19 protein-coding genes are annotated in these 23530 nt (G+C 72.0%); 9 read left to right on the top strand and 10 right to left on the bottom strand.

Going from position 1 to position 23530, the window contains the following annotated elements; all coding sequences use genetic code 11:
• Positions 1–4: 4 nt before the first annotated feature.
• Complete coding sequence (locus RNC47_RS11985) at positions 5–1126, bottom strand: sensor histidine kinase (RefSeq protein WP_311598102.1); 1122 nt, start codon at positions 1124–1126, stop codon at positions 5–7.
• Positions 1119–1814: a VanSc-type vancomycin resistance response regulator transcription factor VanR gene (gene vanR-Sc, locus RNC47_RS11980; protein WP_311598100.1), complete on the bottom strand. Its 696-nt coding sequence runs from the start codon at positions 1812–1814 to the stop codon at positions 1119–1121. Before vanR-Sc ends, RNC47_RS11985 begins: the two co-directional genes overlap by 8 nt.
• Before the next feature lie 88 nt (positions 1815–1902).
• Here vanR-Sc and RNC47_RS11975 point away from each other — a divergent pair, with 88 nt between their 5' ends.
• Together RNC47_RS11975 and RNC47_RS11970 are read left to right on the top strand one after the other, a co-directional pair.
• The gene (locus RNC47_RS11975; protein WP_311598098.1) at positions 1903–2910 is read left to right on the top strand and encodes an endonuclease/exonuclease/phosphatase family protein; all 1008 of its coding nucleotides are present in this window, start codon (positions 1903–1905) and stop codon (positions 2908–2910) included.
• Positions 2911–2992: 82 nt separating this feature from the next.
• A complete protein-coding gene (locus tag RNC47_RS11970; RefSeq protein ID WP_311598097.1) occupies positions 2993–4201 on the top strand; it encodes a lipid II:glycine glycyltransferase FemX in 1209 nt (402 codons plus the stop codon).
• Positions 4202–4248: 47 nt separating this feature from the next.
• Here the strand turns inward: RNC47_RS11970 and RNC47_RS11965 are convergent, their stop codons facing one another.
• Positions 4249–5607 carry a UDP-N-acetylmuramoyl-tripeptide--D-alanyl-D-alanine ligase gene (locus RNC47_RS11965; RefSeq protein ID WP_311598095.1) on the bottom strand — a complete coding sequence of 453 codons (1359 nt, stop codon included), beginning with the start codon at positions 5605–5607 and terminating at the stop codon, positions 4249–4251.
• A 208-nt stretch (positions 5608–5815) separates the two neighbouring features.
• Between RNC47_RS11965 and RNC47_RS11960 the strand changes: the two genes are divergently transcribed.
• The 5 genes from RNC47_RS11960 (at position 5816) to RNC47_RS11940 (ending at position 10185) form a co-directional block, all read left to right on the top strand.
• Complete coding sequence (locus tag RNC47_RS11960; RefSeq protein WP_311598093.1) at positions 5816–6817, top strand: D-isomer specific 2-hydroxyacid dehydrogenase family protein; 1002 nt, start codon at positions 5816–5818, stop codon at positions 6815–6817.
• A complete protein-coding gene (gene vanA / locus RNC47_RS11955) occupies positions 6810–7859 on the top strand; it encodes a D-alanine--(R)-lactate ligase (RefSeq protein WP_311598091.1) in 1050 nt (349 codons plus the stop codon). The genes RNC47_RS11960 and vanA overlap by 8 nt, the downstream gene beginning before the upstream one ends.
• A complete protein-coding gene (vanX, locus tag RNC47_RS11950) occupies positions 7856–8464 on the top strand; it encodes a D-Ala-D-Ala dipeptidase VanX (protein ID WP_311598089.1) in 609 nt (202 codons plus the stop codon). The genes vanA and vanX overlap by 4 nt, the downstream gene beginning before the upstream one ends.
• Positions 8465–8555: 91 nt before the next feature.
• Entirely contained in the window at positions 8556–9299 is a 744-nt protein-coding gene (locus RNC47_RS11945) for an SIR2 family NAD-dependent protein deacylase (protein ID WP_311598088.1), read from the top strand.
• A gap of 85 nt (positions 9300–9384) precedes the next feature.
• Positions 9385–10185, top strand: a complete 801-nt coding sequence (locus RNC47_RS11940) for a hydrolase (protein WP_311598086.1) — start codon at positions 9385–9387, stop codon at positions 10183–10185.
• A gap of 33 nt (positions 10186–10218) precedes the next feature.
• Here the strand turns inward: RNC47_RS11940 and RNC47_RS11935 are convergent, their stop codons facing one another.
• The 3 genes from RNC47_RS11935 to RNC47_RS11925 all read right to left on the bottom strand — a co-directional run bounded on the left by RNC47_RS11935 (position 10219) and on the right by RNC47_RS11925 (position 12797).
• Positions 10219–11202 carry a hypothetical protein gene (locus RNC47_RS11935; RefSeq protein ID WP_311598085.1) on the bottom strand — a complete coding sequence of 328 codons (984 nt, stop codon included), beginning with the start codon at positions 11200–11202 and terminating at the stop codon, positions 10219–10221.
• A gap of 79 nt (positions 11203–11281) precedes the next feature.
• Complete coding sequence (locus RNC47_RS11930; RefSeq protein ID WP_311598084.1) at positions 11282–11560, bottom strand: heavy-metal-associated domain-containing protein; 279 nt, start codon at positions 11558–11560, stop codon at positions 11282–11284.
• 202 nt (positions 11561–11762) lie between these two features.
• Entirely contained in the window at positions 11763–12797 is a 1035-nt protein-coding gene (locus RNC47_RS11925; RefSeq protein WP_311598082.1) for a hypothetical protein, read from the bottom strand.
• A 396-nt stretch (positions 12798–13193) separates the two neighbouring features.
• Here RNC47_RS11925 and RNC47_RS11920 point away from each other — a divergent pair, with 396 nt between their 5' ends.
• On the top strand, positions 13194–14186 hold the full coding sequence (locus tag RNC47_RS11920) for a helix-turn-helix transcriptional regulator (protein ID WP_311598080.1): 993 nt from the start codon (positions 13194–13196) through the stop codon (positions 14184–14186).
• Between the two features lie 37 nt (positions 14187–14223).
• On the opposite strand, the gene RNC47_RS11915 is transcribed toward RNC47_RS11920, so the two are convergent.
• The 4 genes from RNC47_RS11915 to RNC47_RS11900 all read right to left on the bottom strand — a co-directional run bounded on the left by RNC47_RS11915 (position 14224) and on the right by RNC47_RS11900 (position 21575).
• Positions 14224–15237, bottom strand: coding sequence for a TIGR03842 family LLM class F420-dependent oxidoreductase (locus RNC47_RS11915; RefSeq protein WP_311598079.1), 1014 nt, complete (start codon positions 15235–15237; stop codon positions 14224–14226).
• A gap of 11 nt (positions 15238–15248) precedes the next feature.
• The gene (gene hydA / locus RNC47_RS11910; RefSeq protein WP_311598077.1) at positions 15249–16661 is read right to left on the bottom strand and encodes a dihydropyrimidinase; all 1413 of its coding nucleotides are present in this window, start codon (positions 16659–16661) and stop codon (positions 15249–15251) included.
• A gap of 671 nt (positions 16662–17332) precedes the next feature.
• Positions 17333–18280 (bottom strand): zinc-binding dehydrogenase, encoded by a 948-nt coding sequence (locus RNC47_RS11905; protein ID WP_311598075.1) that lies wholly within the window; start codon positions 18278–18280, stop codon positions 17333–17335.
• A 247-nt stretch (positions 18281–18527) separates the two neighbouring features.
• Entirely contained in the window at positions 18528–21575 is a 3048-nt protein-coding gene (locus RNC47_RS11900; protein WP_311598116.1) for an AfsR/SARP family transcriptional regulator, read from the bottom strand.
• A 542-nt stretch (positions 21576–22117) separates the two neighbouring features.
• On the opposite strand from RNC47_RS11900, the gene RNC47_RS11895 reads away from it, so the two are divergent.
• Positions 22118–23506 carry a helix-turn-helix domain-containing protein gene (locus tag RNC47_RS11895; RefSeq protein ID WP_311598073.1) on the top strand — a complete coding sequence of 463 codons (1389 nt, stop codon included), beginning with the start codon at positions 22118–22120 and terminating at the stop codon, positions 23504–23506.
• Positions 23507–23530: the final 24 nt, after the last annotated feature.

The raw sequence follows: 23530 nt of genomic DNA, 5'->3' as shown, positions 1-23530 counted from the left end.
CGTGCTAGCTGTGACGAGGGTGTCGAACGCCCCTCGCGGGGAGTGCGACGGTGACGCGGATGCCGCCGTCAGGGCGCGGGGCGAGGCCGAGTGTCCCGCCGTGTGCGCGGGTGATGCTCTGGGCGATCGCCAGGCCGAGGCCGACCCCCGCGTGATCGGTGCGGACCCGTTCGGTGCCGCGCCGGAACGGTTCGGTGAGGGTCGAGACGAGCTCCGGGGTGAGCCGCTCGCCGGTGTTCTCGACGGTGAGCACCGCCGTCCCGGGGCGGACGCCGGTGCCGACCCACACGGTGCCCCGCTCGGACAGGTTGTGGACGATCGCGTTGTGCACGAGGTTCGTGGTCAGCTGCAGCAGGAGCGACGGCGATCCGACCGTGGGCGCGGCGTCGCCGCGGGTCTCGACGGTGACGCCGTGCTTCTCCGCGAGCGGGAGGAGCGTTTCGGTGGCCTCTTCCGCCATGAGGGACAGATCGACGTGCTCCCGGTCGAAGGACCGCTGGTCGGCGCGGCTGAGCAGCAGCAGCGCCTCGGTGAGGTCGATCGCCCGGGCGTTGACGGCGCGGAGCCGGTCGACGAGTTCGCCGACGTCGTGGTCCGGGTCGGTGCGGGCCACGTCGAGCAGGGCCTTCGAGATCGCCAGCGGGGTACGCAACTCGTGCGAGGCGTTGGCCGCGAACCTCTGCTGTTCGGCGACGTGGGACTCGAGTTGTTCGAGCATGGTGTCGAACCCGTCGGCGAGTTCGCGGAACTCGTCCCTGGGGCCTTCCATGCGGATCCGGTGGGACAGCGATCCGTCCGAGGCCAGTCGTGCCGCGTCCGCGATCCGGGTGAGCGGGGCGAGCATCCGGCCGGCGAGGATCCACCCTCCCAGCAGGCCGAACACGAGGAGGAAGGCGAGTGCCGCCGCCGTGGCGGGGATGAAGCCGCTCATCAGCTGGGCGCGGTCGGGCCCGGTGATGATCACGGCGTCGCCCTCGGCCTCGCGCGGCGGGTCGTTGATCGTCGGTACCCAGCGCAGCACGAATATCCACATCACGGCCAGCAGGAGGGTGCCGGCGAGGAGAAGGAATCCGGCATAGCTGACGGTGAGTTTCAGTCGGGCACTGAGCCCCGGGCGCCTATTCACGACCGGCGCCGTCGAAAATGGTGCCGATGCCGGTGTCGATTCGGTAGCCGACGCCCGGCACGGTGGCGATGATCCAGGGTTCGCCGAGCCGTTTACGCAGTGCCGAGACGGTGATGCGGACGGCGTTGGTGAACGGGTCGGCGTTCGCGTCCCACGCGCGTTCCAGGAGTTCCTCGGCGGAGACGACACCGCCCTCGGCGGCGACCAGGACTTCCAGCACGGCGAACTGTTTCCTGGTGAGCGCGACATAGCGGCCGTCCCGGTAGACCTCCCGGCGGAACGGGTCGAGACGCAGGCCGGCGATCTCCCGCACGGGGGGTCTGCTGTGGGCGCGTCTGCGGTCGAGCGCCCTCAGCCGAAGCGCCAGTTCCTGGAGTTCGAAGGGTTTGGTGAGGTAGTCGTCGGCACCGATTCCGAATCCGGAGGCCTTGTCGTCGAGACGGTCGGCCGCGGTGAGCATCAGGATCGGCATGCCGCTGCCGGAGGCGACGATGTGTTGGGCGATCTCGTCACCGGAAGGCCCGGGGATGTCGCGGTCGAGGACGGCGATGTCGTAGGTGTTGACGTCCAGCAGTTCCAGAGCGGTGTCGCCGTCCCCCGCGATGTCGGCGGCGATCGCCTCCAGGCGCAGGCCATCGCGGATGGCCTCCGCCAGAAAGGGTTCGTCCTCGACAACCAGCACACGCATGTGTTCGATGCTACGAGACCGCCGTATATCGTCGGCATATCGAAAATCCCATACCGGCCGGCAACACCGCGCCGCCTTGACTGGCGGCATGGCACGAACCACACCATCGGCAGGGCCGCGCCGCGCCGGGGACTGGCGGGCGGGCGTCCGGCGGGCGATCCGCGCCGCCTCCGGACCGGGGCCCTGGCAGCGCGGCCCGCTCCTCGCGGCCGCGGCGCTGCTGCTGGGCCTGCTCATGCTGCTGCACGCGAGGATCACGGACCGCGCGGGCCTCGGCAGCCTGGTGGAGACCTTCCTCCCGTGGTCCGGGGTGTTCGTCCCCGTGCTGTTCGCCGCCGCGCTCTGGCGCCGCTCCCTCTCCGCGGTGGCCGCCCTGCTGCTGCCGACCGTGGTCTGGCTGAACCTCTTCGGCGGGCTGCTGGGCGACAAGTCCCACCCGGCGTACGACCTCACCGTGGTCAGCCACAACGTCGACGCCGACAACCCCGACCCGGCGGGCACCGCCCGCGAGCTGGCCGCCTCGGGAGCGGACCTGCTGGCCCTGCAGGAGCTGACCCCGCGGGCCAGGGGCAGCTACGAGCAGGAGCTGGCCGAGACGTACCCGTACCACACGGTGGAGGGCACGGTCGGGCTGTGGAGCAGGCTGCCGCTCTCCGAGACCCGGCCGGTCGACCTCGGGATGGACACGGTCCGGGCGCTGCGCACCACGGTGGCCACGGACCGGGGACCGCTGGCGGTGTACGTGGCGCACCTGGGATCCGTCCGGGTCTTCCCCAGGAACGGCTTCTGGACGGACAGCCGGGACCGCGGCGCCCGGCTGCTCGGCGAGGCCGTCGCCGCCGAGCGGAACGAGCGGGTGGTGCTGCTCGGCGACCTCAACGGCACCATGGACGACCGCGGGCTCGCCGGTATCGCCGCGCGGCTGGACTCGGTCCAGGACGCGGCCGGGGACGGGTTCGGCTTCAGCTGGCCGGCGAGGTTCCCGGTGGCGCGGATCGACCAGATCCTGGTCCACGGCGTGGAGCCGAGGAGCGCGTGGACGATGCCCGCCACCGGCAGCGACCACCGGCCGGTGGCGGCCGGAATCAGCTGGTGAACCCGCCCGGGACCGGAACATATCGTCGGCGTATCGAAAACCGCATACGGGCCGGCAACACCACGCTCCGTTGACTGGGCGCATGTCCTACAACGAGCACCACGCCCGGGAACGCCGACGTGCGGACGGCGGACCGGTGAGCCGAACCGCGCACCACCGAGGCGTCGGGGCCACGGGCGTGCGGCTGACCGTCGGGCCGATCAGCGCCGCCGAGCACCTGGCGTTCGTGCGGACCCAGCGGTCGGTCAGCTTCCTGCAGACCCCGGCCTGGGGCCGCGTCAAGACCGAGTGGCGCAGCGAGTCCCTCGGCTGGTACGACGGCCGGCGGCTGGTGGGTGCCGCCCTCGTCCTGCACCGCCCGGTGCCGCGCCTCGAGCGCTTCACGCTGGCCTACCTGCCGGAGGGCCCGGTCATCGACTGGACCGGCGACATCGACGCGTGGCTCGATCCGCTGGCCGCCCATCTCAAGGCGCACGGGGCGTTCGCGATCCGGCTCGGCCCGCCGGTGCGCACCACCACCTGGAGCGCCGCCCAGGTCAAGGAGGGCATCGCCGACCCGGGCGTCAGACGGCTCACCGAGCTGTCCGGCCAGTGGGCCGACCCGGTCGGCGCCCGCGTCACCAGCCGGCTCAGGGACGCCGGCTGGCGGCCACAGAGCCCGGAGGACGGCTTCGGGGTCGGGCACCCGCAGTTCAAGTACGAGATCCCGCTGGCCGGCAGAACCGAGGACGAGGTGCTCGGGGGCATGAACCAGCTCTGGCGCCGCAACATCAGGAAGGCCGCGAAGGCGGGCGTCGAGGTGACGGTCGGCGCGGACCTGAAGGCCTTCCACGACCTCTACGTCCACACCGCCGAGCGCGACCGCTTCACCCCCCGGCCGCTGCGCTACTTCGAGACCATGTTCGCCGCGCTGGGCGCCGAGGATCCCGAGCGGATCAAGCTGTACCTGGCCCGCCACCAGGGCGACCTGGTGGCCGCCGCCATCCTGGTCCGCGTCGGCGGCCACGCGTGGTACTCCTACGGCGCCTCCGCCACCGAGAAGCGGGAGGTGCGCGGCTCCAACGCCTGCCAGTGGGCGATGATCCGCGACTCGCTGGCGGCCGGCTGCGACGTCTACGACCTGCGCGGCATCACCCCCACCCTCGACCCGGACGACCCGCACGTCGGGCTGGTCCAGTTCAAGGTCGGCAGCGGCGGGCAGGCGGTGAGGTACGTCGGCGAGTGGGACCTGCCACTGCGGCCGATGGTCTACCGGGCCTTCGAGCTCTACATGAGGCGGCGCGGACGGTGAGCGGAGCCACGGCGTGACCGTGGCCGGCCCGGTCGGGCGGCGGCCACTCAACCACCGGTGCCTCGGGCGAGCGCGGCGGCGACCTCGTCGAGGCGCGCCCCGCGGGACGCCTTGACGAGCACCACGTCGCCGGCGCCGAGCCGGCCGCGCAGCCAGGCGACGGCCGTGGCGTTGTCGGCCAGGGTCACCGCCCGCTCTCCCGCGCCGTCGGCGATCGGCTGCGCGGCCTCGCCGACCACCGCCACCACGTCGGCCCGGGAGGCGGCGTACTCCCCGACGGCGCGGTGCTCGGCCACGCTGGCGGCGCCGAGTTCGAGCATCTCGCCGAGCACGGCGACGCGGCGCCTGCCGTCGATCGCCGCCAGCGCGTCCAGGGCGGCCCGGGTCGACTCCGGGTTGGCGTTGTAGGAGTCGTCGAGCAGCGTCACACCACCGGCGAGGTCGTGCGGTTCCATGCGCCACCTCGACAGCGCGGCGGTGGGCAGCGCCGCCGCGGCCACGTCGAGGGGGACGCCGGCCGCCAGGCCGGCGGCCGCGGCGGCCGACGCGTTGAGCGCCTGGTGGGCGCCCACGTGCGGCAGCGCGACGGGCACCGAGGCGTCGGAGGTCCGCAGCGTGAAGGACGGCCGGGCGAGCCCGTCCAGCGTCAGCCCGAGCACCCGCACGTCGGCGTGGACCGCGTGCCCGAAGGTCACCACAGGACCCTCGGTGAGCGAGCGCATCGCGACCACCCGGGGATCGTCCGCGTTGAGGACGGCGGTGCCGCCGGGCGCCAGCCCCCGCACCAGCTCGCCCTTGGCCCGGGCGATGGCCGCGCGCGACCCGAACTCGCCGAGGTGCGCCTGGCCCACGCCGAGGACGACGGCGACATCGGGCGCGACCAGGCCGGTGAGCTCGGCGATGTCGCCGACGTGGCGGGCCCCCATCTCGAGGACCAGGTACCGGGTGGCCGCGTCGGCGCGCAGCATGGTGAGCGGCACGCCGAGCTCGTTGTTGAGCGAGCCGATCGTGGCGATCGTCGGCGCCGCGCGCGAAAGAACGGCCGCCAGCAGGTCCTTGGTGCTGGTCTTCCCCTGGGAGCCGGTCAGCCCGACCACGGTCAGCCGGTCGCGCAGCCGGGCCACGACGTGGACGGCGAGCGCCTGCAACGCGGCCCGGGCGTCCTCGACGACGACGGTGGGCAGCGGGGTGCGCCTGGAGCCGAGCACGGCCACCGCGCCCGCCCGGCCGGCCTGGGCGGCGTAGTCATGACCGTCGACGCGCTCGCCGGCGAAGGCGACGAAGAGGCCGCCCGGCTCGGCCCGCCGGCCGTCGAGCACGGCCGGTGCGGTCACCGTCACGGTGCCGTCGCCCTCGACCGTCCCGCCGACGACCGAGGCGATCTCGGTGAGGCTGAGCGGAATCACGAGCGGGCGCCCTGGGGGCCGGCGGGAATCGGTTTCCGGTAGGTCATGCCTCCAGTTATGGGGGCGTGGTGTTGCGGGCACGTATGCGGGTTTCCATACGCCGACGACACGTCGCCCTTGGTAAAGGGGGCGCGCCGCGCCGCCGTATCGCCGGTATATCGAAAACCGGATACGCGGCGGCAACACCACGCTGCCTTGACTTGGGGCCATGACCCGCAGCGAACCACCCCCGGACACGGCCCGCCAGCCGACGGGAATCACGGTCTATGGATGCGAGCGGGACGAGGCCGTCCTGTTCCGAGAGATGGCGCCCCGGTTCGGCGCCGTGCCGACCATCACGGCGGCGGCGGTATCCGAAGCCAATGCCGAACTGGCACGCGGAAACCGGTGCGTCAGCGTCGACCACAGAACCCGCGTCACGAAACCCACCCTTCTCGCGCTCGGGCAGGCCGGCGTCGCGTACGTCTCCACCAGGAGCATCGGGTACGACCACATCGACGTGGCGTACGCCGAGAGCGTCGGCATCACCGTCGGAAACGTCGCCTACTCGCCCGACAGCGTCGCCGACTACACGGTGATGCTGATGCTGATGGCGGTGCGGAACGCGAAGTCCCTCGTCCGCCGCACGGATGTCCACGACTACCGACTCGACGACGCGCGCGGAAGGGAACTGCGCGACCTGACCGTCGGGGTGGTGGGAACGGGCCGCATCGGCGCCGCGGTGGTGGCCAGACTCCGGGGGTTCGGCTGCCGAGTACTGGCCCACGACAACCGCCAAAAAACCGCCGCCGACCACGTGGGTCTCGACGAGCTGTTGCGGCTGAGCGACATCGTCACGCTCCACACCCCGCTCAGCGCCGACACACACCATCTCCTGAACCGGCGGCGCATCGGGCTGATGAGGCCCGGCGCGTTCGTCATCAACACGGGGCGCGGTCCACTGCTCGACACCGAGGCCCTTGTCTCGGCACTGGAGAGCGGCAGGTTGGGCGGTGCGGCGTTGGACGTCCTCGAAGGAGAGGAAGGAATCTTCTACGCCGACCACCGGAACAAGCCGATCGAGAACAAGACCCTGCTGCGGTTGCAGGAACTTCCGAATGTGCTTGTCAGTCCGCACACCGCCTATTACACGGACCACGCCCTGAGCGACATCGTCGAACAGTCGATTGCCAACTGCCTGACATTCGAAAGTGGGAACCGGCATGGCTAGGTTGAAGATCGGGATCATTTTCGGTGGCTGCTCGGAAGAGCACCACGTCTCCGTCAAGTCCGCGCGGGAGGTCGCGCGGAACCTCGATCTCGAGAAGTACGAGCCGTTCTATGTGGGGATCACGGAGAGCGGCGCCTGGAAGCTCTGCGAAGGCCCAGGACCGAACTGGGAGAAGAGCGGCCGGCGTACGGTCGTGCTGTCACCCGACAGGAGCGTGCACGGACTGCTCGTGCTGGAGCAGGGGCGATACGGAACGATCCGGCTGGACGTCGTGTTGCCCGTGCTGCACGGCAGGCTCGGCGAGGACGGGGCGATGCAGGGCCTGTTGGAACTCGCGGGCGTCCCCTACGTGGGCTGCGACGTCCAGAGTTCCGCCCTGTGCATGGACAAGTCCCTCGCCTACACCGTCGCCAGGAGCGCGGGTATCGCCACGCCGAACTTCCGGACCGTCACGGCGGACGTGAAGGCCGAGGACGTCGACCTCGACGGGCTCAGCTACCCCGTCTTCGTGAAGCCGGCCCGTTCGGGGTCGTCCTTCGGCGTCAGCAAGGCGTCGCGAAAGGAGGAACTGCCGGGCGCGGTGGCGACCGCGCGGCAGTACGACGCGAAGGTGCTCATCGAGGAGGCCGTCGTCGGCGCGGAGGTCGGATGCGCCGTCCTGGGCGACGATCCGGACCTGATCGTGGGCGAGGTCGACCACATCGCCCTGTCTCACGGATTCTTCCGGATACACCAGGAGGACGAGCCGGAAAGCGGCTCGGAGAACTCCACGGCCATCGTGCCCGCCGATATCCCGGCGGAGTCGCGCACGCTCGTGCGGAACACCGCGAAGGCCGTCTACCGCGCCCTGGGGTGCGGCGGTCTCGCGCGGGTGGACATGTTCCTCAAGGGGGACGGGACCGTGGTCCTGAACGAGGTCAACACCTTTCCCGGCATGACCTCCTACAGCCGTTACCCGAGAATGATGGCGGCCGCCGGCCTGCCGATCTCCGAGGTGATCGACCGGGCGGTGTCGTCGGCACTGGCGGGGAAAAGCCGATGAGGGATGACTTCGTTTACGTGGACGAGGTCGTGCCCGGCATACGCTGGGACGCCAAGTACGCCACCTGGGACAACTTCACCGGCAAACCGGTGGACGGATACCTGGCGAACCGCATCGTCGGCACGAGGGCCCTGTGCGCGGCTCTGGACAGGGCGCGAGAAGAGGCGGAATCCCACGGCTTCGGCCTGCTGCTGTGGGACGGTTACCGCCCCCAACGCGCCGTGGACCGCTTTCTGCGCTGGTCGCGACAGCCGGAAGACGGCCGGACGAAGCAACGGCACTATCCGAACATCAACCGGGCCGAGATGTTCGAAAAGGGGTACGTGGCCGCCAGGTCGGGCCACAGCCGGGGGAGCACCGTCGATCTGACGCTCTACCACCTGGCCACGGGCGAACTCGCCCCCATGGGCGGCGACCACGACCTGATGGACCAGCTCTCGCATCACGGCGCCAAGGGAATCACGCGAGTCGAGGCGGAGAACCGTCGCCGGCTCTGCTCGATCATGGACGCCTGCGGTTTCACCGCGTACGACTGCGAGTGGTGGCATTACACGCTGAGAAGCGAACCGTATCCGGACACCTATTTCGACTTCCCCATCACCTAGTCGGACAGACGCCGGGAGCGCGGCGCCGACGGCCCCGTACTCCGGCGCTCCCGGCCGACACCCCGCCGCGTGGCCCGCATACGCTGCTCGTATGAGCAGTGACGAGGGTGCCGGTCGCCCGCTGGTCGCGATCCTGAGCGGGGCGGGGATCTCCACCGACTCGGGGATCCCGGACTACCGGGGGCCGTCCGGGCTGTGGCGGCGCGATCCCGACGCCGAGAAGCTGGTGACCTACGACTTCTACATGAACGACCCTGACATCCGCCGCCGTTCGTGGCTGATGCGCCGGGACAGCGCCGCCCTCACCGCCCGGCCCAACCGCGCGCACGAGGCGATCGTCGCGTTGGAGCGGGCCGGGGTGCCGGTCCGGGTGATCACCCAGAACGTGGACGGCCTGCACCAGGCGGCCGGGCTGCCGGACCGCAAGGTGCTCGAACTCCACGGCTCGGCGCGCTCGGTGCTCTGCACCCGGTGTGGCGCGCGGACCGCCACCGAGGAGGCGCTGGCCCGGGTCGCGGCCGGGGAGGACGACCCGGCGTGCCGGGAGTGCGGGGGGATCCTCAAGACGGCCACCGTGATGTTCGGGCAGAGCCTGGACCCGGAGGTGCTGGCCCAGGCCGTGACGATCGCCCGCGCCAGCGACGTGTTCGTGGCGGTGGGCAGCAGCCTCCAGGTGCAACCCGCCGCCTCGCTGGCCGGGATGGCGGCGGAGCACGGCGCCCGGCTGATCATCGTCAACGCCGAGCCGACGCCGTACGACGACGTGGCGAGCGAGGTGATCCGCGAGCCCATCGGGGAGGCGCTGCCCGCCCTGCTGGACGGTCTGGCGCGCTGAGGGCTACCGTCGGGGTGTCGCGTTGGGAGCGCTCATCAGGTCGGCGCCGAGCCGCCGCCGGCCTCACACCTCGGTTGGAGGACAGATGAGCTCTTCCCGTGCGCTTCCCCTCGTCGTCGCCCTGCTCTTGGCCGCCGTCGGCGCCCCCGCCGCCACGGCCACCCCGGCCGCCCCGGCCGCTCCGGGGCCGGCGGCCGCCGCCTGCGCCGCCGACGGGTTCTGCGAGGACTTCGAGTCCCAGACCGGCGGCCAGCCGTCCGGCCGCTGGGCCGTCACCTTCCCCGACTGCTCGGGCACCGGCACCGCCGCGGTGGACACCGCCGTGGCCCACACCGGCGGCCGCTCGGTCCGGGTCAACGGCGGGACCGGCTACTGCAACCACGTCTTCGTCCGCACCAGCCTGGCCGACGTGGCCACCGACGCGGGCCTGTACGTGCGCTTCTGGGTCCGGCACAGCGCCCCGCTGCCCACCCAGCACGTGACGTTCCTCGCCATGGAGGACGCCGCGGACAACGCCCGGGACCTGCGGATGGGCGGCCAGAACGGGGCCCTGCAGTGGAACCGTGAGTCGGACGACGCCACGCTGCCCGAGCAGAGCCCGGCCGGGGTGGCGCTGAGCGCGCCGCTCCCGGTCGGCCGGTGGGCCTGCGTCGAGTACCGGATCGCCCCCGGCGCCGGGCTGCTCGACACCTGGCTCGACGGCACCGCCGTCACCGGCCTCACCGTCGACGGCGTCCCGACGCACGACGTCGACGGGCAGTGGCTGAACCGGATCTGGCGCCCCGACCTCGTCGACCTCCGCTTCGGTTGGGAGAGTTACGGCGAGGGCGCGGACACCCTCTGGTACGACGACATCGCCGTGGGCACCACCCGGGTCGGCTGCTAGGCCGCGGCCCCGGCGGTTCCGGTGGCCGCGGCGTCAGTGGCCGCCGTGGCCACCGTCGCCGCCGTCCTCGTGGTCCGCGGACGTGCCGTCGCCGGCTCCCGCGGTGGCCGTGAACTCGGCGGTGTGGACCTCGCCCTCGTGCTTGAAGTCCAGGTAGAGCCGGTAGTCGCCGGCGCTCGGCGCGGTGGTGGAGAAGGCGATCTCGGGCCCTGGGCGCGTCGTGCCGTCGTCGGGGGCGCCCTCCGGGTGGACGTGGAGGTAGGCCAGGTCGCCGGCGCGCAGCGCGACCAGGTGGCCGTAGGCGCCGAGGTAGGGCTCCAGGTCGGTGACCGGCTCGCCGTCGCGGCTCACGGAGAGCGTGAGTTCGCTGTCCGCGCCGGCCGTCAGGTCGCCCGCCAGGGTGACGGTGTAGCCGTCGACGGTCGTGGTGCGCGTCGGCTCGGGGAGCTCGCCGGGCGTGTAGTCGCCGGTGACCGCCAGGTCGGCGCCCAGGGTGAGCGAGCCGCCCGGGTCCCCGGCCGGGGTGAAGTCGGCGAAGATCCGGTGGTCGCCGGCGCTCTCGAAGGTCAGCGGCACGCTCCAGGTGCCGTCGGCGCCGAGCTCCGGGTGCACGTGCTGGAAGCCGGAGAGGTCGCGGCGCACCACGATGAGGTGCAGGTCCTTCTCGTGGCTGGTCTCGTACGCGGTCAGCGGCTCCCCGTCGGGGCCGAGGATCCGGAACCGGAAGTCGGTGGGCTCGCCGGCGCGCGGGGGCTCGGCGAGGGGGACGAGGGTGTAGCCGCGCTCCGATATCTGCAGCCCGCCGGGCTGCTCGGCCGCCGAGTCCTCCCGCGCCGCCTCCGACGCCTCCGACTCCTCCTCGGTGGCCCCCTCCGGCGTGTCGCCGTGCGGGGCGTCGTCGTGCGCGGTGGTGGGTTCGGTGTCGACCGGGCCGACGGCGTTGCCGATGCCGAAGGCGACGCCGAAGGTCAGCGTGAGGCCGGCTCCGAAGGCGCCGACCTTGGTGATGGTCCTCATCGTGTGCCGTCCTGGTGGTGGGTGGGTGGGGGCGCCCGGTGGTCCCGGGCGCCCGTGGTCCGCTGCCGGTTCTCCGGGCTCAGTGGCAGCCGCCGCCGCCACAGCAGCTGGCGGCCGGCGCCTCGCCCTCGGGCCCGGCGACCACCTCGTAGCCGGCCTCCGCCACGGCGGCGGTGACGGCCGCGGCGTCCACCGGGCCGTCGCTGGTGACGGTCACCAGGCCGGTCTCCAGCGCCACCTCGACGCCGGTCACGCCGGGGATCCCGCCGACCTCGGCGCTGACGGAGCCGACGCAGTGTCCGCAGGTCATGCCGCTGACGGTGTAGGTGGACAGGGTCGGTGCGGTGGGTGCGGTCATGGGGATGCCTCCTTGGGGTCCGCGTCCGGTGGACGTCTCGACGGAGTACAGTAGATACCCCCTAGGGGTATCGAGTCAAGCCGATCGCGCCCCGCGCGTCCGTGGTTCGGGGGAGCGGGAGAAACGACGAGCGCCCCGCCGACGGACATGAGCCCTCGGCGGGGCGCTCGCGCCGGGAGACGCGCCGGCGGAAAGGGGGGCGTCAGCGCGCCGGCACGCCCCGGAGCGCGTCCGCCCAGGCGGAGAGCAGGCGGGCCGTCGAGCCGCCGACCGGGCCGACCGCGTCGGCCAGCGTGGCGGGGTCGGGGAGGTGTGCCGAGGCGACCGCCGCCGGCGCGGCGTCCGGCGTGTCGACGGTGCTCGAACAGACCGACAACAGGTAGTCGGGGACGCTCAGTTCGGGATCGACGCAGCCCACCAGGGGCGTGCCGACGGCGGCGACGAGCGGGAAGACCGTGCCGGGGATGCCGATCGCCGCCTCGGCGCGGGCCGAGGCGACCACCGAGGGGTCGGAGCTGATCTCGTACCGCTCCCAGAGCGAACGGTCCTCGCGTGGGTGCAGGCCGACCAGGATCCGCCGGCCCGCGGCGGCCAGCCGCTCCGCGCTCGCCAGCAGCAGCTCCGTGCCGGGCGCCGCCTCGCCCGTGGCGTCCGGGTGGGTCACGCTGGTGAGGACGAGCACGAGTCCGGCCTCCGGGCGGCGCGCCGGCAGGTCGTCGGTCTGCGGGGAGCCGACCACCCGCACCGTCCCGCGGGTGCCGAGGTAGCTCGCGAACGCCCGGCCCTCGGCGGCCGAGGACGCGGTGACCAGCCGGAGGCGCGGGCGCAGTTCGCGGGCCCGCGGCGCCTCGACAGGACGCTGGTAGGCCAACGCGGAGGCGGCGAGCGGCAGGTGCCGGAACCGGGCCGCGCACTCCGCCGGCCAGTCGCCGGCCCCGGTGACCACCAGCAGGTCGGCGCGTGGCGCGTCCGACGGCGTGGCCACCGGCACCGGGTCGCCCGGGGTGATCCCGGTGCGGTCGGGCACCAGTTGGGTCAGCCGCCAGCCACGGCGGGCGGCCTCGGCGAGCAGCGGCTTCACGTGGTAGGTGCCCCAGGGCTCGTTCGTCGCGACGAGCACCCGCGGCCGGCGGCGGGTGGCCGGCTCGGCGAACGCCGTTCCCGGGACGGCGATCCCCGCCGTCGCGCCCAGCAGCCCGCCCAGCACGGCACGGCGTGAGACTTCACGATGGATCATGTGCCGCACGCTATGGAACGAGTTCGACCCTGATGTGAACGGTGCTCGAACGGTCCGGGGCGCCCCCCAGGCGGGCCCCGGACCGCTCGACGGTGCTGACGGCCGGCCCCCCGCCTTCCGTTCCGGCCGTCCGCGGTGTGCCGGTGCCCGGCCGCGCCCCACCCCTCGTGCGCGTCTCCCCGTGCCGGGCCCCGACCGTCCGCACGGCCGGCTGGCCGTCTTCCGGTGCTACGAGCGTGCGGCGCGCGGCCCGGCCCGGGCAAGCGATCGGGCGTCCGGGACAGTCCGGCCGATGTCCGGGCAGGTCACCGTGGTGTCCGGCGGCCGACGTGGGACGACCGGCGGATGGCGAGATCCTGGATTGATCTCCGGCCCGCCCACCGTGAGGATGAGCGCATGTCAGATCAAGCGGGACCGGAGTCCGCGCGGGACCCGGCCGAGTTCGTCGCGCGCATGCGCGAGCTCAAGCGCCGGTCCGGGCTCTCCTACCGGCAGTTGGAGGAGCGCGCCGCCGCCCGTGGCGAGGTGCTGGCCCGCAGCACCATCGCCGACGGCCTACGGAAGGACACGCTGCCGCGCCCCGACGTGCTCGGGGCCTTCGTCCGCGCCTGCGGCGCCGGGCCGGACGAGACCGTGGCCTGGCTGGAGGCCCGCGACCGGCTCGCCGCCGAGCCCGTCGTCACGCGGCCCGCGCCCGGACCGGAGCACGAGACCGGGCCGGAGCACGAGACCGGGCCGGCCGCCACGCCGGACCCCGGGACACCGCGGCAGCCGTGGTGGCGCGCCACACCCCGCCGGCCGGCCCTCCTCGCCGCGGTGCTCGTGCTGCTGCTCGGCGCCGGCGCCTGGGTCCTGTGGCCCGGCGAGGAGTCGAACGAGGTCCCCGGCACCGCCTTCGACATCGGCTGGTACGAGATCAGACCGGCCAGGACCCCCGAGCTGTGCGTGACCGACGGGCGCGAGCGCACCGGCCGCTACGCCGACGCGGTGGCCGTGCAACTGCCCTGCGCCGAGATCGAGGTGCCGCGCGTCGCCCTCCGCCCGGCCGACGAGGACGGTTCGACCTACATCGAGTGGCACCACCCCGAGGAGGGCCGCGGCTGCCTGACCGTGCTGCGCACCGGCTCCGGCACCGGCCTGCTGGAGCCGCGCGACGACTGCGCGGGGATGGACATACCCGGGCAGTTCTTCCGCTTCGAGCCGGTCCCCGAGACCCCCGACACCTACCGCGTCCACACCGACGGTTCCGAGGAGTGCCTCGGCATCCTGGACGACGAGGAGGTGGCGGGCGCCGAGGTCGTGGAGACCCCCTGCGCCGACGAGCCGGCCCAACAATTCGTGGTGGTCGCCACCGGCGAGACCGACACCGTGCCCACCCCGGGCGGCTGACGAACCGGCCCGACGGCGTTCCGGCGGGGACGCGACCTCACGCGAACGCCGGGATCACGTGCTCGCCGTACGCGTCGACCACCGACGTCCGCGCGTCGTGCATCGCGTACAGCGCGAACTGGTCGGCGCCGGCCTCCCGCAGCCGCCGCAGCTTGGCCACGTGCGCCTCGGCCGGCCCGACCAGGCAGAACCGGTCCACGATCTCGTCCGGCACGAAGGCGGCGTCCGGGTTGCCGGCCCGGCCGTGGTGCGCGTAGTCGTAGCCCCGCCGACCCGCCACATAGGCGGTCAACTCGGCGGGCACCGACGCCGGATCCGTGCCGTAGCGGGCCACCAGGTCGGCCACGTGGTTGCCCACCATGCCGCCGAACCAGCGGCACTGCTCCCTGGCGTGGGCCAACGCGGCGGGCGAGTCGTCCGCCGTCACATACGCCGGGGCCGCGACGCACACGGTGATCGCGGCCGGGTCGCGCCCCGCGGCGGCCGCGGCCGCCCGGACGGCGCGCACCATCCAGGCCGTCAGGTCCACGTCGGCCAGCTGCAGGATGAAGCCGTCTGCCCGCTGCCCGGCGAGCGCCAGCGCCCGCGGTCCGTAGGCGGCCATCCACACCGGCAGCCGGCCGCCCCGCACCCATGCCAGGCGCAGCGGCACGCCGTCCACCACGGCCTCCCGGCCCTCCGCCAGGTCGCGGATGGCGTCGATCGCCTCCCCGAGCCTGGCCAGCGTGTCCGGCCTGCGGCCGGCCACCCGCTGCGCCGAGTCCCCGCGGCCGATCCCGCAGACGGTGCGGTCGCCGAACATCTCGTTGAGCGTGGCGAAGGTCGACGCCGTGACCTCCCAAGCGCGGGTGGTCGGGTTGGTCACCATCGGGCCGACGACCAGCCGCTCCGTCCTGGCGAGGATCTGGCTGTGGATGACGAACGGCTCCTGCCACAGCACGGCCGAGTCGAACGTCCACCCGTACCGGAAGCCGGCCCGCTCGGCCCGGCACATCAGCGCCACCACGTCGGCGGCCGGCGGATCCGTCTGCAGGACGAGCCCGAACTCCATCCGCACCCTCCTCAGTTCACGTACTGACAGGTGGCGCGCGGCAGGAAGACGCCATGGCCGGCCCGGCCGGTGAACCGGCGCCCGTCGATGACGAATCGGCCGCGCGACAGGACCGTCTCGACCCGACCGGTGACCCGCAGGCCCTCGTAGGCGGAGTAGTCCACGTTCATGTGGTGGGTGGCGGCGGAGATCGTCTGCTCCGCCCTCGGGTCGTACACCACGACGTCGGCGTCCGAGCCGGGGGCGATCGTGCCCTTGCGCCCGTAGAGCCCGAACATCCTGGCCGGCGCCGCGCAGGCCAGCTCGATCCACCGGCGCCGCGAGACGCGACCGTCCACCACGGCCTGGTGCAGCAGGTCCATCCGGTGCTCGACGCCCGGCAGACCGTTGGGGATCCGCGAGAAGTCGCCCCGCCCCAACTCCTTCTGCCCGACGAAGCAGAACGGGCAGTGGTCCGTCGACACCACCTGGAGGTCGTCGGTGCGCAGCGCCCGCCACAGCGCCGCCTGGTGCTCGCGCGGCCGAAGCGGCGTGCTGCACACGTACTTGGCCCCCTCGAAGCCGGGCCCGGCCAGTTTCTCGTCCGACAGGAACAGGTACTGCGGGCAGGTCTCCCCGAACACCGGCAGCCCCTCGTCCCGCGCCCGGGCCAGCTCGGCCACCGCCTCCCGCGCCGACACATGCACCACGTACAGCGGCGCGTCCCCCGCCACCCGCGCCAACTGGATCGCCCGGTGCGTCGCCTCCGACTCCAACAGCGCCCGCCGCACCTCCCCGTGGTACCGCGGCTCCGTCCGCCCGGCCGCCAGCGCCTGCTCCACCAGCACGTCGATCGCGATCCCGTTCTCGGCGTGCACCATGACCAACCCGCCGTTGCCGGCCGCGCGTTGCATGGCCCGCAGGATCCGCCCGTCGTCGCTGAGGAAGACCCCGGGATAGGCCATGAACAACTTGAACGAGGTGACGCCCTCGTCGACCAGCCGGTCCATCTCCCGGAGCGAGCTCTCGGTCACGTCCGACACGATCACGTGGAACGCGTAGTCCACCGCGCACCCGCCGGCCGCCCGGCCCAACCAGCCGTCGAGCGCCTCCCGCAGCGCCCGCCCCCGCTCCTGCACGGCGAAGTCCACGATCGTGGTCGTCCCACCCCAGGCGGCGGCCACGGTCCCCGTCTCGAACGTGTCGGAGGCGACCGTGGCACCGAACGGCAGCTCCATGTGGGTGTGCGCGTCCACCCCACCGGGGATCACGTACTTCCCGCTCGCGTCGACGACCCGCCCGGCGGTCCAGCCCTCGGCCTCGACGCTGCCGCTGGCCGCGAGCGCGACGACCTTCTCGCCCTCCACCAGCACATCGGCCTCGACCTCGTCGGCGGCCGTGACGACGAGCCCACCCCGGATGACGATGCGTCCCACGAGCCTCATTCCCTGCCGACGCGTCACAGTTGGGAGACGACGATAGGTGTCCGTTGCGGAGAGTCGCAATGCGGTGACCGAGAATGACCGATGTTGGGCGGGCCGCCCATGAACCTGCCGCTACCTGCCCCCACGGGCGAGCGGACGGCGATGTGGTGGAGGGATCGGCTCGGCGGGGAGTGGCAATCCGCCCTGGACGAACTGGCTCGGCCGCGGGCGGCAACGGTCGGCCGCGGTCGACTCCGCTTCGACGAGATCGGAATCCAGGGTGCACCGGCGGCTTGTGGGGCAGCGGAAGTAGACGGAGTTGTACGGGGCGACGCGGAACTCGATGGTGGAGTTGCTGTACACGGTGTCGCAGACCTCGGAGCCGACCATGAAGGTTCGGTGGCCGTGGGCTGTGCGCCTTCTTCCGGTTCCCGGGCGGTCAGGGGCATTTCGGAGGGCTTAGGGGGCCGGCGGAGCGGCGGGCACGGGGGCGATTACCCTGCGTTGATGTTTTCTCAGCTGTCCGTGGCGGCGGGGTGTTGTCGTGGGAAGACTCCTTTCGACTCCGTCCCCCACGCGGGCCCTCCACCAAGGAGAGAGCCCCACCGGGCGTAGCTGTCGGGCGGGCCCACGGCCCGTGACCCGCCAGTCTTCCTTCTCCAGGCTGCAGGGCGCCACGGCCGGTCAGCCGGTTACCCGAGGTCGAGGACTGCTTTGCCATGGAGGCGGCCATCGAGCAGAAGCTGTACCGCCTCGGCGTGGCGCGTCCAGGGGCCGCGCCAGCTGATGCTCGGGTGGAGGCGGCCCGTGGCGATCTCGCCGGCCAGCCAGGTCAGGTCTGCCGAGAAGTCGGTGGTGGGGTCGCCGGTGAGGAAGAAGCTGTGGATCGACCGGCCGTACGGTCCCTCGGCGCCCAGCAGGGTATCCGTTGACAGCATCACATCGGCCTCGGAGGAGCGGCCCACGCAGAAGAGCGTGCCGCCGGCCGACAGGGAGGCGAAGGCATCGACGAGGTACTGTCCGCCGACATTGTCGACAACCGCCGACACGGGCTGCCGCACGGCGGCCGGCTCAGAGTGGACCTCCTGGGCGCCCAGGTTTCGCAGACCATCCGCCTGGGCGGGGCTCCGGCTGATGGCGACGACGTGCGCGCCCGCGCGGGCGGCCAACTGGACGGCATAGCGGCCGACACCACCGGAAGCACCGGTGACCATCACCCGGCGGCCGAGAAGCGATCCCATCCGGCGCAGCACACGCAGGGCGCTCAGCCCCGCTACGGGGATGGTGCTCAGCGCACCGGGATCGGCGTTCTCCGGCGCGGTTCCGAGCAGATTGGCCGGTGTGGCCCGCAGCTCGGCCCAGCCGGCCTGGCCGACGGTGACGACTCTGGTTCCCTCGGCCGGACCCGATCCGTCGGCGGCCTGCTGGATGACCACGCCGGCCGCGTCCCAGCCGAGCTGGGTGCCATTCGGCGTCTCGGGCCGGATCGCTTGGTAGACCTCACCGGAGTTGAGCGAGACCGCCTCGACCCGTACGAGCGTCTCGTGTGCGGTGGGCCGGGGAACGGGGACGTCGGTCAGTGACAGGTGTCCGGGTGCGGTGTGATCGACGACAAGCGCGCGCACAAGGGGATCCTTCACGCGAATTCGCCTCGTCCAACACAGATCGGCCCACCACGAGCAGCGACAGAAGCGAGCCGCGGCCAAGCGCGCCCCGAGAACACAACACGCCCCCGGTGCGTCCGAGTGCGGGCCTCCTTCCGCTGCGCGGGAGTTCGGCTTCTCGAGATGGCGGGACGTCAGGTGCGGTGCCGCACGGGTTCGTGTGAGCTTTTCCTCAGACCTCGCCGACATGCGTAGGCGGGGCTCGCGCTGGGCCGGCTCTGCGTCAGCCGCTTCGTGCCCTGCTCAACTGGAGGCGGATATCGTCGGCCTCCGGCAACTTGCTGGCCAATGCTGCGGCCAGTCCGCGCTCCCAGTGGTTGATCGCGTCCTTCTGGGCGCCTCGGAGGGTTGCGATCCTGGCCAGTCCGCTGTGTGCGGTCGCCGCCTTGAAGGTCTGCCCACTGCGCTCGCTGATGAGGAGGACTGACTCGAAGCACCGAGCTGCCTCCTCGAGCTCGCCCTGGGCGAGATGGGCCCGGCCGAGCACATTCTGGGCATGGCTCTCGATGTCCTGATTGTTGATCTTTCGCGCCAGCGACAGGGCGTCACGGGAGTGGCGCATCGCCTCCGCCGGATTTCCTCGTGCGAGCAGGCAGTCCGCGAGCATGTAACGTCCACGGCCCTCCCCCTCCTTGCTGCCGATCTCTCTGTTCAGGGTGAGCCCGTGGTTGAGGTAGTCCATGGCCGTGTCCAGTTCACCGATCTTGGTGTGTACCCAGCCAAGGTTGATCAGCGCCAGCGCCGCAGTGCTGCGGTTGTCGGAGCGCTCACTCAGGTCCAGCATCTGGTTGAAATGCTCGCGGGCCTCCTCGTACCGGCCCAGCTGGGTGTGCGCCACGCCGAGGTTTCCCAGGGTGATCGCCCGGTCCCGCTCCGATCTGCCGTCGCCTAGCAGGTCGGTGACCTCGCTCAGCGCGGCGATCGCGTCGGCGTACTGCCCCATCCGGATGTGTGCGACGCCGATGTTGTTCAGGAAGCGGCCGACGCCGGGCTGATTGCCGCGACGCCGCTCGATCGCCAGTCCGTCGCGCAGCGTCGCCAGAGCATCGGCGAGGCGGCCCACGGAGATGTGGGCGAAGCCCAGGCTCCGCAGCACCATGGCCTGCGCCTCCGCGTCGTCCGCGCTCCGGGCTGCTTCCAGCCCCAGCTCGTAGCCGTCGAGTGCCTCGTCCACGTAGCCCTGCCTCAGCAGGCAGGAGCTGAGGACGAGGGACAGCTGCCAGGCTTCGCGTAACAGTCCTCGGTCCCGGGCCTGGCCGATGAGCGGCAGGAAGGTGCGATGTCCGATGGCCACGGTGGACCTCGCGTCGGCCACGGTGCGCAGCGTGGGTAGCGTGGCCGGAGCCGCGGAGTCGAGTGGGGCCAGGTGCCTGCCGGGGTCCACCAGCTGCTCGATGGCATGCCCCAGTCGCAGGTAGTGTTCGCTGAGCCGTTGGAAGGCCCTCCGTTGGTGGCTCGCGGACTCGTGCCGTTCCAGGAGCGACCTGGCGTAGTGCAGCACCAGATCGTGCAGATGGTAGCGACCCGCCGAACGCTGCGTCAGCAGATGCGCGTCGAGGAGCGCTTCCAGCAGGTCCTCGCTGTGCGCCAGAGGTAGGTCGAGCAACGCTGCCGCGTCGTGGTGGCCGAAGTCAGGTCCCGGGAGGAGGCTCAGCAGCCGGAAGGGTCCCCGCTGGTCGTCGGGCAGCTGCTGGTAGGAGACGTGGAACGCCGCCAGGGCGCCGCGGTCGCCCAGCGACAGCTCGTGTATTCGCCGTCGTTCGTCGCGCAGTCGGTACGCCAGGTCGGCCACGCGCCAGGCGGGCCGGTGTCGCAACCGGGAGGCGGCGATGCGGATGGTCAACGGCAACAGGCCGCACAACCTGACAACCTCACCGACCAACGCCGGTTCGCGCGCGCCGCGGTCAGGGCCGGCCACCCTGGTGAAGAGGTCGACCGCGTCGTCGTGGGGCAGTGGATCCAGCGAGAGGGACTGCGCTCCCTCCAGCGTGGCGAGTCGTCGCCGGCTGGTGATCAGGACCACCGAGCCGGGGGTGCCAGGAAGGAGCGGGCGGATTTGAGCCTCGCTCGCGGCGTTGTCAAGGACCAGCAACACGCGCCGGCCGGCCAGCGCGGAGCGCCAGGCGCCGACCCGCGCCTCGTAGTTCTGGGGGATGAGCTCCGGGGGCGTGCCGAGGTGGAGCAGGAACAGCTCGAGGGCGGCCGCCGGGGTCAGTGCTCGCTGACCGGGGGTATGCCCGCGCAGGTCGACGAAGAACCTTCCGTCCGGGTAGCGGTCGCCTATCAGGTGGGCGACCCGCACGGCCAGGGTGGTCTTCCCGACGCCGGCCATGCCGTCCAGCGTTACCACGGAGACCGCGGTGGCAGGGGCGCCGTCAACCATGGCGACCACCTGGCTGGTCTCATCGATGCGTCCGGTGAAGTCGGCGAGGTCGTGTGGCAGGAGGTACGGTGCGGCGTGCGGCTGGGGGGTCGGCGCGGCCTCGGCCGGTGCTGGCCAACCGTCCGCAGTTGGCTGCCGGGGCTCGGGACGGTTGGCGGGTGACACCGTCAGCACTGTCTCCGGGGCGCCCCTCAGTACCTGCTGATGCGCCGTGCGCAGCGCGGGCCCGGGATCGAGCCCCAGCTCGTCGGCGAGTGCCTGCCGGATGCGGTCGTACGCCGCCAGTGCATCCTGTTGCCGTTCCGCCCGGCACAAAGCGATCATCAGCTGTCGCGCGAAGCCCTCGTGCAGCGGATGCTCGGCGCACAGTCCCTTCAACTCGGCGACCAGACCCGCCCCTTCGCCCTCCGCCAACCGCAGATCCGTCAGTCCTTCGACGGCCGCCAAACGCTCTTCGTGGAGCCGGGCGGCCGTCGCGTCGAACACCTGGCCCGACAGACCGGCGAACGCGGGACCGCGCCAGAGACCGAGGGCCGACGTCAGTGTCTGGATGGCGTCCCGGCTGAGCCCTCGTTCGCGCTGCCGCTTCGCTGACTCGACGGCATGGGTGAAGCGATGACAGTCGATCTGTTCCTGGGCGACCATGGCCAGGTAGCCGGTTCCCCTGCGGACAACCAGGTCGCGGAGCGGAGCGACGGAACGCCGCAGCGCGGCAACGGCGTTGTTCACCTGTCGACGCCCCGTGGGCGGCGGACCGCCGTCCCACAGGGCGTCGACCAAGGCGTCCGGCGTCAGGACACGGCCGGGGCTCAGCAGCAGCACGGCGAGGAGCCGCTGCTGCCTGGGCCCGGGCACAGCGTGTCGGCGACCACCAGCCCACAGTTCCATTGGGCCGAGAAGCCTGAACTCCAACCGGTCCGCCGCGACGTGCGCAATGTGGCTGCTACCTCGCATCCCAGCAGTGTCCACCACTCAGGGACATATGTCGGCGCAGGACACGTTCCTACCGTCTGCCGCCCCCGCGAACCGGGTTGAGCTCCACGTCAGTCCGGGCAGATCATGAGCGGCCCACAGCCGGCGATCACCTCCGTCGCCGGTCCGTCGGACGCCACGGCCGGCGCGGTGACGGTGACCAGAGCCACCGCCGTCAGCGCCAAGACGGCGCAGAGTGTGGCAATTCGCCTCAGTCGCATGATGGTTTCCCCTCCTGGGTGACGGGTCCTTCGTTCGGAACGGACCTCGTGTACGGCTCGTTCGTGAGCATCACTCTCCAGCCGACCTGCATCCGTTCTGCATCCGCCGTGCATCACACCGACTTCCGGGGACGCTGGGGCGCAGGTGGTCGCCGAGGCCGGGTCCGTGCGGCCCGGATGCCGCGTCTCGGGAAACTGAAGGTCGCCGTTCCCAGGAGAGTGCATGCGGAGCTCGTCATGAACAACTTCGGCAGAAGACTCAGGGCACTACGCGAGACGCGCGGTATGACTCAGCGGCAGTTGGCTGAACTGTCCATGGTGAGCATCCGGGCGATCCGGGATCTGGAGTCCGGGCGGGTGAGCAAGCCACAGCGGCACACGGTGCGGCTGCTCGCTGAGGGACTGCGGCTGCCGGCGGCAGAACGTGTCCGCCTCGACAGCCTGACGGGCCACGCGGGGCCCTGGACGGAGCAGGAGCCCGAGGTGGCACCGGAGCTCTCCCCGCCGCCCAGTCCGCTCGACGGGCTCATCGGCAGGAGCCGGGAGACCACGTTGCTGCGGGAACTGCTCTCAAGCGGCGAGGAACGCTTGATCGGCCTCACCGGTCTGGCTGGCGTGGGCAAGACCCGACTGGCCCAGGAGGTGGCCAACGACGCTGCCCGGGAGTCGAAAGCGGGCCGCGGCACGGTGGTGCTGTGGCGGGGCACGGCGGAGACCCAGTCACCCGGTCCTGTGCCGGGAGACCCAGCCGGGACGGTTCGGGACCGCGTCCGCCTCGGACTTGACGCCCTGTGCGGGATCGGTGAGCCGGACATGGAGGAACTGAGGCGGCTGATAGGTCGTTGGCCTACCTTGATCGTGCTCGATGGACAGGACCTGGTGCGGACAGCGGTCGGGCGACTCGTCGAGCTGGTCGGCAACTGCCCCGGGTTGCGTGTCCTGTACACGGCCCGGCGGCCGGCCGAGGTTCCGGGCGAGCTGGTCGTGGCGATACGCCCGCTGGATGTTCCCGAGGACGGCGCTTCTCCGGGGCCGGGCACAGCTGGCAGCTCCGGGAGGTCGCACGGGAGTGGCGGCTGGACCGAGATCTCCTCGGTGCGGCTGTTGTCGCGACACATCCGAAGGTATCGGCCGGACTTCAGGCCGGACCGCACCAGCAGTGCGGCCGTCGCGGCAGTCTGTCGAGGGCTGGATGGTATTCCTCGGGCCATCCAGGTCGCGGCGCCCTATTTCCTCGCGCACGAACCGGAGACCATGCTGCGGCGGCTGCCCTCCCTGGTCGGCGACGTGCTGGTCGAGGGAGGCATCGATCTGGAGGGCGCGGTGCGGCGGCTGGGGCATGAGGAGGCCGCACTACTTGACCACATGTCACTGGGGAACAGGTGGTGGTCGGTGGGCGAGGTGGCCGAGGCGGTGGGCATGCCGTTGAGTGCCGGCGCTCGGGCGGCACACAGTCTGCTGGCGCGTGGCCTGGTGACGTCCGGCACCAGTGTCCTCGGCACTCGATTCCGCGTATTGGAGACGGTACGCGCGCACCGCACCGGCAGAATACATGGGGAAGCCGCGGAAAAGTCTGCCGCCTCTTCTGCCGGTGGCACTGCCGCTGTCAGGCGTTTTTCCGCATAGGGTCGTTCGCAAGGCGTCTCGTCT

The sequence above is a fragment of the Streptomyces millisiae genome, assembly GCF_031845425.1.
In the GTDB taxonomy this organism is placed as follows: domain Bacteria; phylum Actinomycetota; class Actinomycetes; order Streptomycetales; family Streptomycetaceae; genus Streptomyces; species Streptomyces millisiae.
This window is presented reverse-complemented; position numbering and strand designations above follow the sequence as displayed.